This window comes from Providencia sp. (genome assembly GCF_003533305.1).
Taxonomy (GTDB): Bacteria; Pseudomonadota; Gammaproteobacteria; order Enterobacterales; family Enterobacteriaceae; genus Providencia.
The window spans coordinates 63,943-77,864 of the sequence record NZ_DOEH01000004.1 but is presented as its reverse complement, the minus strand read 5'-3'; the positions used below and the strand labels follow the sequence as shown (position 1 = coordinate 77,864).

Here is a 13,922-nt window from a genome sequence, read left to right as displayed (position 1 = left end):
ACTCCATTTCGTTAACTCAGTTATTTTTGGTTTGATGTTATTCGTGCTATTACCATAAACTGCAAATTCTCAATATTATATATAATATTTAATGTTGCGTGAGATTGATCACGATTTATGTTCTTGTTGATCGTTATGATTGGCTAGGTAAATGATGATAAAGATAAAATAGAAGAGGAAATATATGAATTTTTTCAAAGGGTTGACTTGGGATCATCCTAGAGGGTATAAACCGTTGCAAGCTTGGGCACAACTTGATGACTTAGTTAATGTGCAATGGGATATTCAAAAACTAGAAGGGTTTGAATCGCATCCTATTGATGAGCTGGCTGAAAAATATGATCTTTTGATTGTTGATAATCCAGGTATTGGAGAAGCGGTAGAGAAAAATTGTTTATTACCTTTGGAAAGCTTTTTGTCATTGGAACAATTAGATTTTTTGAAAAAAAATAGTATTGGGAATAGTTACGAAAGTTATCGATATGGTGGGCAACATTGGGCGATACCTATTGATGCAGCATCTCAAGTTTGTGCATTAGCGGGGGATATAGCAAAAACACCACCGATTACATGGGATGATGTTATTTTACTTAGCAAGAAAAGTAATCAACGAATTGTTCTATCGTTGGGGGGGCCTCATGCCCTTTTAACTTTTTATTCAATATGTTTATCTTTTGGTGATTTATTATTTAAAGATAATCGATTGATTATTAAGCAAGAAATAGCTATTCATGCACTTTCTATAATGCAAAACATTTATCAACAGCAAGATAAATCATTAATTGATTTAAATCCTATTGGCTTATTAGATGCGATGGCTAAAGGAAAAATTGATATTTGTCCTGCTATATTTGGCTATATTAATTATGCCGATCCATCACATTCGTTGCCGATTACTTTTTGTGATATTCCACATGCAGGCCAATCTATATTGAGAGGCTCTATTTTGGGGGGGACAGGCTTAGCATTATCATCAAGGTGTACTCCAACCCCTGAACTTATTCAGCATATCATGGGTTATGTTTCTGAATCAGTACAAAAAAACTTAGTTGTGGATAATGAAGGACAGCCTGCGAATATTGCTGCTTGGCGTGATGAGTATACTAATAAACAGACGGGAAACTTTTTAAGTTCAACATTCAATACAGTTTCTTCGGCATATGTTCGGCCTAAATATCAAGGCTATATTCATCGTCAGGATGCAGGTTCAAAAGTGATTCGTGAGGGATTAAAGCTAGGAAGTCATCCTGAAGTTATTTTCGCAAAAATAGAACAAGTATTTTCGTTATAACAAAATAAAAAAAGGAATATGCGCAGCTAGCCTGCGCTACCAAATGATATTTGTCGATCAAAACCTAGAATAATATGTTCTGTTGTTTTTTCTCGGTATATATCGGCATTTCTTGCTTCTATGGCATCAATAATTTCATCATGTTCATTACACAATAATTGCAAATCTGGTACTCCACGGTTTTCATGAAATCTTCCAACTTGTGGACCATAATTGAGAGTGTTATACATTTCGATAATTAGCTCATTACGAGATGCCATTACAATTTGCTTATGAAATTCAGCATTTAGATTAATAAAATAGACATACTGCTCGTAGTGAGGCCCATATTCGTGAGTACGCATATCGATATTTAATTGTCGGAGGTATGCAATTTCAGATGCTGTGATATTTTCTAAGACAATATCGGCAATCGCGGGTTCTATTAATAAGCGTGCTTGCTGCCATTTATAGATATCTTGTGCGTCAGGTTTTTCGGCAACTCTAAATCCTTTATTGTGTTCTAAAATGATTAATTTTTCTGCTTCTAAACGAAATAGCGCTTCGCGTACTGGTATTCCACTAACACCAAAACGTTTGCTTATATTGCTTACAATTAGGCGGGCTCCAGGCTCTAATTGATTAGAAACTATCTCTTGTTTGAGTAATTCATACACTTTAAAACTGATACTTTCATGCTGCAACATAGGTTGCCTCTACGAAATTAAATAAAATATATAATATCACTGTTCCTGAGCATCATCAATTTAGCTATTAAACTAAATACGTGATGTATCGATGCTAAAATGATTGATAATTTAATTAGTTACCATGATTAACTATTTACTAATAGTGGTAATGACTACCACAGCGTAAAACTGATTACACCGTGGTAGATATTGATAAATTTACTATTTTTCCAAAGTTAAAGAAAATACCCCAGTTGCTGGAATTGGCATAAATCGTTCATACATCTCTTTTCTGGTTGCTTCTGGGTCTAGATCTGTAAATAAATCAGGGTGGAGCCATTTTGCTAAAGATTGCAATGCAATAATATTTTCAGGTGAATCATAGAAAATATGCCATAAACCATGCACTCGGCCTTGTTTAACGGCATTTAGCTGACCAATAGGATTACGTTCTGAAATTAATTTTAAGCTGGATTGTGCAGCTTGTTTGGTCGCTGAATAACCGACAGTAACACCCGGTTTTCCTTCAGGAAAAACGCCTGTTGCAACATAAACATCGGGTTCGCTACCTAAAATATATTCAGGATTTAATTTCCCTATTGCACCGGGTAGGATTTTTTCGCCAATACCAATGCCGCCCGCAAGATTAATCATATCTGTCATACTGCCTTTTCCAGGAGAGCCACAGCATTCTTGTAATCCGGGAAGGTAATCAACAAATATTGTTGGTTTTTTGTTCATCGGTACATTGGTCGGGATGCGTGATATGACATCATCCATTTTTTGCTGATAATAATCGTTAAATTGTTTGGCTTGTTGCTCTCGCCCAATAGCTTGCCCTAAAATTTTCATACTTAATTGCGTATTTTTGATGGGATGTTGGCTAAAATCGACATGAATAACCGCAATACCCGCTGACTCTAACAAGCGAGCCGCTTCGCTCCCCGCTCCCGGTCCATGGCCACCTGTTAATGGCAGAATAACTAAATCAGGTTGTAGTGCTAATGCTTTTTCGATACTAAAAGTATCCTCTGACCCACCGCCAACGGCTGGGATTGCATCTATTTGTTTAAAAATCGCTTTATAGGCGGCATAACCTTGGACATCTAAATCACGAAAATCGCCCTGCCAGCCAACAATACGGTCGAAAGGCGCGTCTTTTTCTAAAATAGATAACGGGTAAATCATTCGACCTTCGCCCAATAAGATACGTTTTACATGTTCAGGCACTTCAACTTGTCGACCGGTTATGTCAGTGACAGTAACGGCTTGAGACGTAAAAGAAATAAATGCCATAACGGCTAAAAAAAGACATTTTAGGTTATTAAATTGCATCATTATGCGTTCCTATTTACTGATGAGATTGTTTTTGAGCGTTGAGATGGTCTTTTTTTCCACCAAATTACGACACCACTCACGTAGAGGAGCGGCAAAATAATACCAGACAAAAATGCGACAATTACTCCGCTCAGCCCAAGACCTAATTCACTGTGAAGTTGGGAAATAAATCGTTTTATTTCTTGAGATGGAATTATTGAGGTGAATAAATCAGGGCGAGAAAGCATCATTCCGCTTAGGGTGATTAATAGCAGCGGGAGGGTAAAATAAATAGCTAAAAAGTAGTGCCATTGACGCCATTTTGCCCCATTTTTTAATCCTCGACGCCAATTAGTAAGAGCAAAGAAGAGCTGTTTAAACCCTTTTTTAGGCCACCATAAAACAACGCCCGTGATGATAGATAGAGCCAATACCACGCCGCAACCGAAGACTAGCCAACTGCCTATATTCGGTGGCAGCAACAGTAATCGATGTAAAGAAACAAGATTAGAAAAAATCAAATCATCAAAAACAACAAAGCCTTTGGCGCTTGCATCAATAGGGTCAATAAATGCAATGCCGAGTTTTTCTGAATGTGAGACATGACCAAATACCATGGCATTTGTTGCAGGGATAAAACCTGTGCTTGGAGGCGCTACCCCCATGATTTGAGTCAGTTCAGGGTAAGCGCTTTTGGCACTTTGTCGCCAATTATCTGGCGACAAAGGGGTATTTTGCTGGTGGTGCTCGGCATACAGAACCGAAGTGCCAATTTCCCATTCTAAAATGGGCTTTTTCAGTAATAACAACGATCCTGAAATACCCAAAATGGCAATAAAGAAACCGACCACTAAACCTAACCATAAATGCAGCTTCAGCCAGTATTGACGTGCTAAAAATAACGCCATTTTGATTACCAGCGATAACGTAGCGAGGCAATGACGCTTCTATCATAGCCAACAGAACAACCGCCCATTGAACAACTGGTATAGTACTGTTTATTCGTCACATTATTAACGTTGATCCCTAAGCGCCAGTTATTCAAACTTGAATTTAATCCACCAAGATCATAATGTGCCGCAGCATCAAAGAGCGTATTGGATGGGTTAGAAATACTATTATCATTATTGACAGGAGAAGAGCCGGTATAGCGTACACCTGCTGCAAAGCCCAAGCCCTGTAGCTGACCATTTAAAAACGTATAATCGGCCCATGCAGAAGCGGTATGTTCTGGTAGCCCTGTTGGACGCTGACCTTTTTCTTCAGGGTTATTGGTCTTGGTATTTTCAAGTTTATTATAGGTGTAGGCGGCGGTAAGATTAAGTTCATCAATAGGAGAATAAATACCTTGTAATTCAACACCTCGCGAACGTACCTCACCAATTTGTAAGCTATTTAAATTATTATTGGGATCGGTTGTTAACATGTTTTGCTGTTTCAACTCAAACACTGTTAAGGTGAGATTGGTTTTTCCATCTTCAGGCTGATATTTAACGCCTGCTTCTATTTGTTTGGCAGTGATAGGTTTATAAGAATTACCATAAAAATTGACGCCAAGCTGCGGGTTAAATGAAGTTGAATAACTGAGATAAGGCGCTAAGCCGAAATCGGTTAAATACATTGCAGCAGTACGATAGGTAAACTTACTATCTCGTTGCTCACTTGATGTTTCATTTTTACGATTATTGGTCTTACTGTTTGACCAATCTTCACGACCGCTCACAACAAAAATCAGCCCATTATCCAGTTTTGCTTGTTGCTGTACGTAGGCACCAAACTGATCACTGGTTTGCAGGGTGTTTGACATCATATTATTAACCGGACCGTAGGAGCCACCATAGCTTGGGTTAAAAATATCAATAGAACTGGCTTTACCGGACATCAAAATATAATCTTCGCGAGTATGGCGATAATCCAACCCTGCAAGGGAGGTCATTTCGATACTATCTATCCACCAATTTGCTTGCAAATTGTTATCTAAGCTTAAAACATCGCCTTTTATTCGAAAATAATAAGCGGCTCGATTTAGCGTTTTCATATCGGGGGAAAGGTAAAGACCTTGGGCAATATTGGTATTTAAATCGGTATGGCTAAAACGTGCGCCTGAATGTCCTGATAGTACATCATTAAAGTCAGTATCTAATTGATAACCTAAGGATGCTTGAGTTCTATCGTTGGTTAATCCGGGTTCATCAAGGAACACATTAGGGTCAACTTTGCCATTCGGATTAGGTAATAGTGTGCCATTTAACGGTAAGAATGGTCGCGGAGCGCCGAATTCATCGTGGCTATAGTCAGCGAGTAACGTAAATGTGGTGCTATCATTGGGTAACCAAGTGAATGCAGGGGCAATATAGACCTTATCGTCTTTAATATGTTTTATTTGAGTATCACTTTTACGAACAAGTCCGGTTAGACGATAAAAATATTTATCACTGCCATCAATTGGGCCACTGAAATCGCCTTGTAATTGTTTCCTATCAAAATTTCCTCCCTGAACTTCTATTTCATGCAGCGGTTGATATAGCGGTCGTTTTGTGACTTGATTAACGATACCGCCGGGTGAGTTTTGCCCATATAACACAGAGGAAGGACCACGTATAACATCAACACGTTCAAGGCCATAAGGTTCGACTTTAGGCCATGCTTGAGCGGTTGTACTGCGTAAGCCATCTCGCAACATTCCTGTGCTGGAGACATTAAAACCGCGAATACTGAGACTATCGAAACGCGATGAGGCTGCGCCGCTTGTTTGTAAAACACCGGAGGTATATCGCAGTGCTTCGCCAACCGATTGGGCATTATGAGCTGTAATTTCATCTCGCGTGATGACGCTAATTGCTTGAGGCGTTTCAATAAGAGCAGTATCGGTTTTTGTCGCACTGGTACTGCGTGTTGCGATGTATCCGTCGACTTTTCCGGTTGGTGATTGCGTGGGTTTAGCGGTCACAATCATTTTTTCAGTTTTTGCCTCTGTATTTTGGTTTGAATAGGCAAAAGGCGAGAAAATTAATGGAATAATCGCAATATAAATAGGTGAGTAAGAGGGTTTTTTCATCGTTGTGCAAACCTATAGGCAATAAACATAAAACGAGAATGTATCTCATTTACATTTTTACTTTATAAGCGTTACTTTTTACATCATGACTATTTATTTATTGAAATGAATATCTCATTGATTCTATTTAATAATTAATAAAGGTAGCGATTAGCAAAGTGTCTTAGGTGAAAAACCAAAGCGCTTACGAAATGCGGTTGAGAGGTGAGCAGGGGAATAACCGACTTTCCATGCGATGGTGGAAACTTGTTCTGCGCCTGTAGATAGTAGTCGATAAGCAAGTTGTAACCGTTGTTCTTGAATAAAAGGGGTGATTGATGTGCCAAAAAGTTGTTTAAAACCAAAATTAAGTTTACGGATATTTAAACCTGATTCACGGCTGAGCTGGTATAAGCTGGGGGGTTGCGCTAAATTAGTTAAAATAAATGCTTTGATTTCATTTAGGCGATTAATATCGTGGCTTGTTAACTTAGGGTGATGAGTTAATTGGCTATTTTGTTGAATATGTTCGAAAGAATAAGCGCACAGTTCAAGTACCTTACCTGTTAGGTACATATCACCGAGAGCTCCACTGAGGGGACAATTTAGAATTTGATTACCAAGGGCTGTTAAAACTGTCCCTGCATTTTTTGCCAGTAGTTGTGGACCTTTTATACTCGCCGTTGCTAAAAGTTCGGGTTGATTGATATTAAAGGAATCGAGTAAATTTTCTGATAAGCAAACGGAAACATAGCGAATATCCTCAGCATGTAAAAATCGTTGCTGACTTTCTTGATCATGTTTATTGGCAATCACACATAATGATGCTCCTGAAAGCGAAACTGTTTTTTTATTGTCAGGTTGGCATTCCAGTTCGCCATTCATCATTAGAATAAGTTTTACACCTTTCCATAAGGGTTCACTACTCCACTTTCCTGCTTCCGGTGTCATTTTCCCCCTTAAAAAGAAAGAACCCATATCAGGTAAGAGTGTTGTCATTTGGCCGTTATGCATTAGATGTCGCCTTTTCTCCTTTAGTGAATGATTTATATTAACTGATAATCATTATCATTATAAGTAAATTAAAATGTAGCTTTTTTGATATCATAAAAAATAATAATTTTATTTTTTTAATAAACTAGCCATATCATTAAACATTGATTGCCATTCACTTTCATTAATGTCCATTAAACCAAAATAACGCAGCATAAAGGCACCTTCGGTGGCAAGAAACATTAGTCTTGCTCGCTTACCTTTTTCTGTGGAGGTGTCTAAATTAGCAATGCGTTCACGATACCATTGACGGGTACTTTCAAGGTATTCAGGGATTTGTAGTAAGCCTGCCATCAAGGCGGCACCTTTGGCTATGGCAATTTGATCATGTTGATAAATGGCTAATCGATGGGCATTCACTCTATTTTCTGGCGAGTTATCTTGCGAGGTTTCACGGTTAAATATTTCATCATAAGACTGCCCCCAACGTTCGAACATGGCATCAATCAAAGCTTCTTTGTTGCCAAAACAATATTGGACGCCACCTTTAGATATTTCCATCGCTTTAGCAACGGCATCGATAGTCAGTGCGGCTGCGCCTTGAGTGATAACTATCTCCTCTGCCGCATCTAATAACTTTTCTCTGTCGATAGTTCGTTGACGTCCCATTTAGAAAAACCTCTTTTCAATACGCTCGTATGGATTTATATTGTAGCACGATCACCACTAAATGGCGGTCGAAAAAACTTACTGAGATGATTGTATGTTAGCAGATTATAAACGTTGGATTGTTTTACTTTTAATTTCAAGTGTCCTATTTCTTATTGTTATTGATGTCACGGTGCTATACACCGCGCTACCTAAATTAACGCATGATTTAGGCGCAACCTCATCAGAAAAATTATGGATCATGAATGCTTATCCACTGGTGGTAGCAGGGCTATTACCTGCTGCGGGTATGTTAAGCGATAAAATTGGCCATAAGCGAATGTTTTTAATGGGATTGCCTCTTTTTGCACTGGCCTCACTGTGCGCGGCATTTTCACCAACAGCGATGAGCCTAATTTTATCTAGAGGATTTTTGGCTGTCGGTGCGGCAGTCAGTATGCCGGCAACATTGGCGATTGTTCGCCACGTTTTTTTAGATCCGAAAGAAAGAGCATTGGCGATAGGTATTTGGTCTGCGGTAGCATCGGGTGGCGCTGCAATCGGGCCGTTAGTGGGCGGTGCATTACTGAGTCATTTTTGGTGGGGTTCGGTATTTTTAATTAATGTCCCCGTGGTTTTGCTGGTGCTACCATTTGCTTATTACTTAATCCCTAAGTGTGGAGAAGCTAGCCAGAAAAAAGTTGATTATATTGGCTCGATACTTGTACTGATCGGTTTAATCAGCTCTATCTATGCATTAAAAGAGCTAGGTAAACCTTATACAGATTGGTTAACGGTGATAGTTTCTGGTGTTGTCGGTGTCTTCTTTTTGGCTATTTTTAGTCGTCGGCAAATGATGTCTGAATCACCCATGATTGATTTTGCTCTTTTGGGAAACCCAAGATTTAGTGCGGGGATTATCATGGCGATACTATCTGTGGTGATTATTGTTGGTGTTGAATTATTACTAAGCCAGAGATTACAGCTAGTTTTAGGGTATTCACCGCTTGAAGCTGCCTTATATATTATTCCAATTCCAATTGCATCCGTACTCGCATCACCCTTGGCTGGCGTGTTTTTACATAAAATCGGCGAACGTTGGCTGACTATTTTAGGCTTCTCTTTAACCCTACTGGGTGTGATTGGCTTAGCTTTTGTTTATCAAAACACCACCGGTATTTTGTTAATAATATTCTTGTTTTTCATTGGTTTTGGATTAGGCATGATTTTTACAACAGCATCAACGACAGTGATGTTAAGTGCGCCCGATGAAAAAACAGGTATGGCTGCATCGATTGAAGGCGTTGCCTATGAATTAGGTAGTGTGCTCGGAGTGACCTTTATGGGTGGCGTGATGAGTGCGATTTACACACTAAAACTTTCGCTACCCGAAAGCCTAAATGTTTCTGATAAAGTTTATGACAGTATTGACGAAGCTTTAATTGTTGCGGAGAAATTACCTAAAGATAGTTCTAGCATATTGATTAATCAGGCTAATATTGCATTTGATCAGGCCTTTGGGGGCGTTATGGTGGCAACTGCGGTCGTTATCATTGTCAGTTTAATTTTCATTCCGACACTTTTTCGTCAAAAATCAGCCTCTACAGTCCGTTAATTTATTTGGGGGGATAATTTAGCTCCCCCTATTTAAAAATTACGGATTGAGTGTGATAAGAGGAACTGCATGGTTAGGATCAGGTAACACTGATATATCGGCTTGATAAATGTCGCTTAGCATGGGTTTTGTTAGGATGTCGCAGGGTAATCCATTTGCCACAATTGCCCCTTTTTCCATGAGTATTATTCTATTGGCAAAACGTGCAGCAAGATTCAAATCATGTAATACACAACAAACATTTAATTCACGGGTCTCGACTAGATGTCGCAATAGTCTAAAAAGATGTTGTTGGTGATGAATATCAAGGGCAGAAGTCGGCTCATCAAGAAATAGCCATTTTGGTGAAGGGACTGGTTCCCAGAGTTGGGCGAGTAAACGCGCAAGCTGAACACGTTGCTGCTCCCCACCTGACAGACTCATATAATCTCGTTGGGCTAAGTCTTCGCAATCACAAAGTGCCATAATATGTTGTGTATCGTCAGCATTGTTTAACGATAGATGACCTGATGATGCATAAGGATGGCACCCCATTCGCACAATTTCATGAACCCGAAATGAAAAAGCCATATGGCTATTTTGCTGCATGACGGCTCGAACACGAGCGAGTGCATCGGGTTTCCATTCTCCGAGTTGTTTTCCTAATAAAGAACAACTCCCTGAATCCGAAGGTAGATAACCCGTTAGCTGACGCAGTAACGTGGATTTCCCCGCACCATTAGGACCCAGTATTGCGACAATTTCATTTCCCGGTAACGTGAGCGAGACATTATTGGTGATTAACCGGCCGCCTGCACGGTAGTTTAAGTTTTTTGCCTCAATCATTATTTTTTCCGTATGCGTAAAATTAACCACAGAAAATAAGGACCACCAATAAGGCTGGTGAGTAAGCCAACAGGCATTTCTGCGGGTTGCACTAATGTTCTTGCGAGAGTATCCGCACCTAATAATAAACAAGCGCCTGCGAGGGTAGAACAAGGCAGTAGCCAGCGATGATCGGCACCGATGGTCATCCGCACTAGATGAGGAATCACTAAACCAACAAAGCCAATCACTCCACTCACGGCAACTGAAGCGCCAACAAGTAGTGAGCTTATTAATAATAATTGCTGACGAGTTCGACGGACGTTTACGCCAAGGTAATGCGCTTCCTCATCACCCAATTGCAGTAAATTAAGAGATTTGCTCAGATAGTTTGCTGCAATAATGGCAGGAAAAATAAATGAGGCACAAACGAGTAATGTTGGCCATTGGGCTTGCCCCAAATTGCCCATCATCCAAAGAGTGAGCTGACGCAATTGTTGTTCATCACCAATATAACTGAGTACGCCAATCGCTGCGCCACACAGTGCATTGATGGCGATACCTGCAAGTAATAATTGCATCACTCCGCCTGATGAATGGCGACGACTGATGAGATAAATAATAGTACAAATGACTAAGCTACCTGCGATGGCATAAATCATTTGTTCATATAGCAGCAAAATAGCAGGAAAAGAAAACGGAAATACGATTGCAATGCCAACCATTAAAGCGGAACCACTACTGACTCCAAGTAGCGCAGGGTCGGCCATTGGGTTTCTAAATAAACCCTGCATGATGACACCAGACGTTGCGAGTGCGCCACCCACTAAAACCGCGAGCAATACGCGGGGCAGTCGAATATTTAACCATATATCAAGATATTGCTCATCTTGTAATGATGAAAAGGTAAGCTTGATAGCGCCTTGTCCTGAAGCAAAAAATGTTAAAATAGCCAAAGCAACAAGAAGGGTTATTAGTACATGTGGTGACGACCGTAAATCGCGCATATTCCATTATCTCAATCAAAATAATGCGGGCACTTTTTAGGGTGACCGCAATGTTTTTAAGCTGGAGTTAACCCCGGCTGGATCAGGCTGTAAATTTGTTGTTTAAGGGATGGTTCTAAATCTAATTGATTAATATGTGCAGCAACATCTTCTCGCATCACAAAGCCGTGCGCTTCCTTGTCTTGTTCGCGTATTGCTTGACCTGTGGCTTTGCCGTTGAGCAGTCCACCTGGACGCAAAATGGCGAAATCAAGTAAACTGGTTTGTAGCCATGATTCAGCTAATGATTTTTCTCGAACGGCTTGACCAAATGCAGCGCGAGCGCGCGGTGACAAATATTGCCATGAATCACCGCATCCTAATGAAGTGACTAAGATCATACGCGATATATTAGCCTGTTGAGCGCAGTCAATTACCGTGCGATGAGCTAAGTAATCTTGTGAGCCTCCCATGGTGGAAATAATGGTGGCGTTTGTTCCTGCTGCTTCACAAGCGGCTGCGACAATTGAAGCATCGCAAGCGTCACCGATAAATACTGTAGCCCCCAGAGCTGTTAGTCTATCTGCGGCTTGTTGATTTCGGACTAGAGCAATAACAGGGCGTTGTTGCGATAAGGCCAGATTGGCTGTCATTGCACCAATACCTTTTCCTCCAGCCCCAAAAATGAGCCATGGGTTCATTCCGTCGCCTCAGTGAGTTGTGTTTTTTCAATAAATCTTTGTGCTAGAGAGCGAAAAGCATTTAGTTGTTCTGGGAGTAGTTGGCGATGATCATCACGGCCTAAAAATATTTTGAACATAGCGTTGCCTGATTGGTTAAAAAACAAGATTGAGGCAGTATCCATCCCCATAAACTTACGTTCAACCAGCGCGATATGTGTGCAATTTTCAGCTTTGATATGACCTGTCATGCCCTTTTTACCGCGTAAGTTAAAGTAGCCATGGCGATGAAAACCAGAAGGGAGTTCACCTGAGAACTCTAAAATCACATCATTAGTATGCACTAAGGTCGTGACATTTCCCCATTCTTGTACACTATCCCAAACCAAATCAAAAGACTCACCCTCGGTTAATGCATGGGTCGGAAGGTTTTTAACGACTTCAAATAACGTTGTATCATACTGTTTTGCGATAGCTTCTAACGTACCATCCGGTTCAGTTTTCAAAAAGTCAGACAAAGAAACATTGCTCATTAAAGGCTCCTTTAAATTATTTGCTCAGCAGTAGGTTGCGGTAAATTAAGTTCGGTAATCAGCTCTTGGAGAGACTGTAAAATATTGCTCGCCCAGAAACGCCCTTCATTGGTTAGTCGAAGGCAGCTAGAGGCATCTAAGGTCAGCCCTGCTTGGTACCATTGTTGTAATAACGGGGCGAGTTGTTGTGCATGGGGGGTAAATTTATCAAGAGTGACACGCGCCGTTTCAATTCCGGCCTGCAACTGATGACGCCATTGATATTGTGGGTCTGTCGTTTGCATCATCATCATTAACGGCTTTTTGCCTGCATCAATGGCGTTATAGTAAGCTTCTAAGCTACGTTCCCCCATCCATGAATAGCCGTCGACTGAGCCGCCAGCTCCTGAGCCAAAAGCCAGACAATCAGCGCCTTGTTTAATCAATAAGTTATACAGATTTCGTTCTCGGGTTGTGCGCGCCCAATGGCTATTGCTGATGCAATGCCAACCTTCTTTATCCATAAAATCACAACCTTGTAGATAGAGATCGCGACGTTCAGCGGGGGATGGAATGGTTGTTCGGCCATTTTCAACGGCTTTACCCAGTGGTGTATTGGGAATAAGGTTCAATGCGTATAAATCGACACCATCTAGGCCGATATCTCGAGCAATTTCCAGATCTTCCCCCCAAAGTTTGGCATCTTGTTCTGGTAAACCAAATAATAAATCGCATACAACGGCGGCATTGTCACGGCGGCACAATTTTTCCATAAAGATTCTGGCTTCTTCACCTGTTGAGGTGCGCGCCATTTTTTTACGAATTCTACTGTTAAAAGATTGAATTCCAATTGAAAAACGATTGGCCCCAGCATCCAAACATGCGTCGATGCGCTGGTCGTCAAAATTTAAAACACGTCCCTCGATAGTAATTTCGCAGTCAGGAGCAAGGGGTAAGCGGCGTCTAAGCGTTGTAATAATACGCGAGAGATCATAGGCGCTCAGTGCTGATGGCGTACCACCACCAAAGTAAACTGCATGAATGGGTGCCGATTGATGTAACTGGCTATCGGCCTCGGCTTCAATTTCACGTAATAGCATATCGGTATAGTGATGGCTTTGGTCTGCGTCATCACGGTTTTGATAAAACCCACAAAAAGTACAGTGGGTGGCACAAAAAGGGATATGTAAATAGACTAATCGCTTACGAGCCGCTGTCGTTGAGGTGATTAATTTTTGCCATGTTTGTTCACGTTTATCGGGACTAATCGGCATCGCGCTGCGCCATGGCATAGTTGCGTGTCGGTCTTTAAAAGGTTGATGACCGTCTAGTGCGTAATGAGGGGCTAAATTGAGTTCAGGTTTCATAATA

The 13,922-nt window shown here is 40.7% G+C and carries 13 protein-coding genes; 2 read left to right on the top strand and 11 right to left on the bottom strand.

Annotated elements, in window-relative coordinates; genetic code table 11:
- The first annotated feature begins 184 nt into the window (after nucleotides 1-184).
- A complete protein-coding gene (locus DD649_RS01075; protein ID WP_294101630.1) occupies nucleotides 185-1,291 on the top strand; it encodes a hypothetical protein in 1,107 nt (368 codons plus the stop codon).
- 26 nt (nucleotides 1,292-1,317) lie between these two features.
- On the opposite strand, the gene DD649_RS01070 is transcribed toward DD649_RS01075, so the two are convergent.
- The 6 genes from DD649_RS01070 to DD649_RS01045 all read right to left on the bottom strand — a co-directional run bounded on the left by DD649_RS01070 (nucleotide 1,318) and on the right by DD649_RS01045 (nucleotide 7,975).
- A complete protein-coding gene (locus tag DD649_RS01070) occupies nucleotides 1,318-1,977 on the bottom strand; it encodes a GntR family transcriptional regulator (RefSeq protein ID WP_294101627.1) in 660 nt (219 codons plus the stop codon).
- A gap of 204 nt (nucleotides 1,978-2,181) precedes the next feature.
- On the bottom strand, nucleotides 2,182-3,297 hold the full coding sequence (locus tag DD649_RS01065) for an ABC transporter substrate-binding protein (RefSeq protein WP_294101624.1): 1,116 nt from the start codon (nucleotides 3,295-3,297) through the stop codon (nucleotides 2,182-2,184).
- A complete protein-coding gene (locus DD649_RS01060; protein ID WP_294101619.1) occupies nucleotides 3,297-4,184 on the bottom strand; it encodes a PepSY-associated TM helix domain-containing protein in 888 nt (295 codons plus the stop codon). Before DD649_RS01060 ends, DD649_RS01065 begins: the two co-directional genes overlap by 1 nt.
- A gap of 5 nt (nucleotides 4,185-4,189) precedes the next feature.
- Complete coding sequence (locus tag DD649_RS01055; RefSeq protein WP_294101617.1) at nucleotides 4,190-6,334, bottom strand: TonB-dependent siderophore receptor; 2,145 nt, start codon at nucleotides 6,332-6,334, stop codon at nucleotides 4,190-4,192.
- A gap of 150 nt (nucleotides 6,335-6,484) precedes the next feature.
- On the bottom strand, nucleotides 6,485-7,327 hold the full coding sequence (locus tag DD649_RS01050) for an AraC family transcriptional regulator (protein WP_294101614.1): 843 nt from the start codon (nucleotides 7,325-7,327) through the stop codon (nucleotides 6,485-6,487).
- A gap of 108 nt (nucleotides 7,328-7,435) precedes the next feature.
- The gene (locus DD649_RS01045; protein ID WP_294101609.1) at nucleotides 7,436-7,975 is read right to left on the bottom strand and encodes a TetR/AcrR family transcriptional regulator; all 540 of its coding nucleotides are present in this window, start codon (nucleotides 7,973-7,975) and stop codon (nucleotides 7,436-7,438) included.
- A gap of 94 nt (nucleotides 7,976-8,069) precedes the next feature.
- Here DD649_RS01045 and DD649_RS01040 point away from each other — a divergent pair, with 94 nt between their 5' ends.
- On the top strand, nucleotides 8,070-9,569 hold the full coding sequence (locus tag DD649_RS01040; RefSeq protein WP_294101604.1) for an MFS transporter: 1,500 nt from the start codon (nucleotides 8,070-8,072) through the stop codon (nucleotides 9,567-9,569).
- A gap of 39 nt (nucleotides 9,570-9,608) precedes the next feature.
- On the opposite strand, the gene DD649_RS01035 is transcribed toward DD649_RS01040, so the two are convergent.
- The 5 genes from DD649_RS01035 to hutW are packed head-to-tail and all read right to left on the bottom strand — an operon-like array spanning nucleotide 9,609 to nucleotide 13,918.
- Nucleotides 9,609-10,394 carry a heme ABC transporter ATP-binding protein gene (locus DD649_RS01035; protein ID WP_294101601.1) on the bottom strand — a complete coding sequence of 262 codons (786 nt, stop codon included), beginning with the start codon at nucleotides 10,392-10,394 and terminating at the stop codon, nucleotides 9,609-9,611.
- Nucleotides 10,394-11,380 carry an iron ABC transporter permease gene (locus DD649_RS01030; RefSeq protein WP_294101598.1) on the bottom strand — a complete coding sequence of 329 codons (987 nt, stop codon included), beginning with the start codon at nucleotides 11,378-11,380 and terminating at the stop codon, nucleotides 10,394-10,396. Before DD649_RS01030 ends, DD649_RS01035 begins: the two co-directional genes overlap by 1 nt.
- Before the next feature lie 56 nt (nucleotides 11,381-11,436).
- Complete coding sequence (locus DD649_RS01025; RefSeq protein ID WP_294101595.1) at nucleotides 11,437-12,060, bottom strand: SDR family oxidoreductase; 624 nt, start codon at nucleotides 12,058-12,060, stop codon at nucleotides 11,437-11,439.
- Nucleotides 12,057-12,572, bottom strand: a complete 516-nt coding sequence (hutX, locus tag DD649_RS01020) for a heme utilization cystosolic carrier protein HutX (RefSeq protein ID WP_336428657.1) — start codon at nucleotides 12,570-12,572, stop codon at nucleotides 12,057-12,059. Before hutX ends, DD649_RS01025 begins: the two co-directional genes overlap by 4 nt.
- A gap of 11 nt (nucleotides 12,573-12,583) precedes the next feature.
- The gene (gene hutW / locus DD649_RS01015) at nucleotides 12,584-13,918 is read right to left on the bottom strand and encodes a heme anaerobic degradation radical SAM methyltransferase ChuW/HutW (RefSeq protein ID WP_294101592.1); all 1,335 of its coding nucleotides are present in this window, start codon (nucleotides 13,916-13,918) and stop codon (nucleotides 12,584-12,586) included.
- Nucleotides 13,919-13,922 lie beyond the last annotated feature (4 nt).

Excerpts from the sequence above, each read along its gene's own strand:
- DD649_RS01075 (WP_294101630.1), top strand. The coding sequence starts at position 185 with ATGAATTTTTTCAAAGGGTTGACTTGGGATCATCCTAGAGGGTATAAA.
- DD649_RS01070 (WP_294101627.1), bottom strand. The coding sequence starts at position 1,977 with ATGTTGCAGCATGAAAGTATCAGTTTTAAAGTGTATGAATTACTCAAA.
- DD649_RS01065 (WP_294101624.1), bottom strand. The coding sequence starts at position 3,297 with ATGATGCAATTTAATAACCTAAAATGTCTTTTTTTAGCCGTTATGGCA.
- DD649_RS01060 (WP_294101619.1), bottom strand. The coding sequence starts at position 4,184 with ATGGCGTTATTTTTAGCACGTCAATACTGGCTGAAGCTGCATTTATGG.
- DD649_RS01055 (WP_294101617.1), bottom strand. The coding sequence starts at position 6,334 with ATGAAAAAACCCTCTTACTCACCTATTTATATTGCGATTATTCCATTA.
- DD649_RS01050 (WP_294101614.1), bottom strand. The coding sequence starts at position 7,327 with ATGCATAACGGCCAAATGACAACACTCTTACCTGATATGGGTTCTTTC.
- DD649_RS01045 (WP_294101609.1), bottom strand. The coding sequence starts at position 7,975 with ATGGGACGTCAACGAACTATCGACAGAGAAAAGTTATTAGATGCGGCA.
- DD649_RS01040 (WP_294101604.1), top strand. The coding sequence starts at position 8,070 with ATGTTAGCAGATTATAAACGTTGGATTGTTTTACTTTTAATTTCAAGT.
- DD649_RS01035 (WP_294101601.1), bottom strand. The coding sequence starts at position 10,394 with ATGATTGAGGCAAAAAACTTAAACTACCGTGCAGGCGGCCGGTTAATC.
- DD649_RS01030 (WP_294101598.1), bottom strand. The coding sequence starts at position 11,380 with ATGCGCGATTTACGGTCGTCACCACATGTACTAATAACCCTTCTTGTT.
- DD649_RS01025 (WP_294101595.1), bottom strand. The coding sequence starts at position 12,060 with ATGAACCCATGGCTCATTTTTGGGGCTGGAGGAAAAGGTATTGGTGCA.
- hutX (WP_336428657.1), bottom strand. The coding sequence starts at position 12,572 with ATGAGCAATGTTTCTTTGTCTGACTTTTTGAAAACTGAACCGGATGGT.
- hutW (WP_294101592.1), bottom strand. The coding sequence starts at position 13,918 with ATGAAACCTGAACTCAATTTAGCCCCTCATTACGCACTAGACGGTCAT.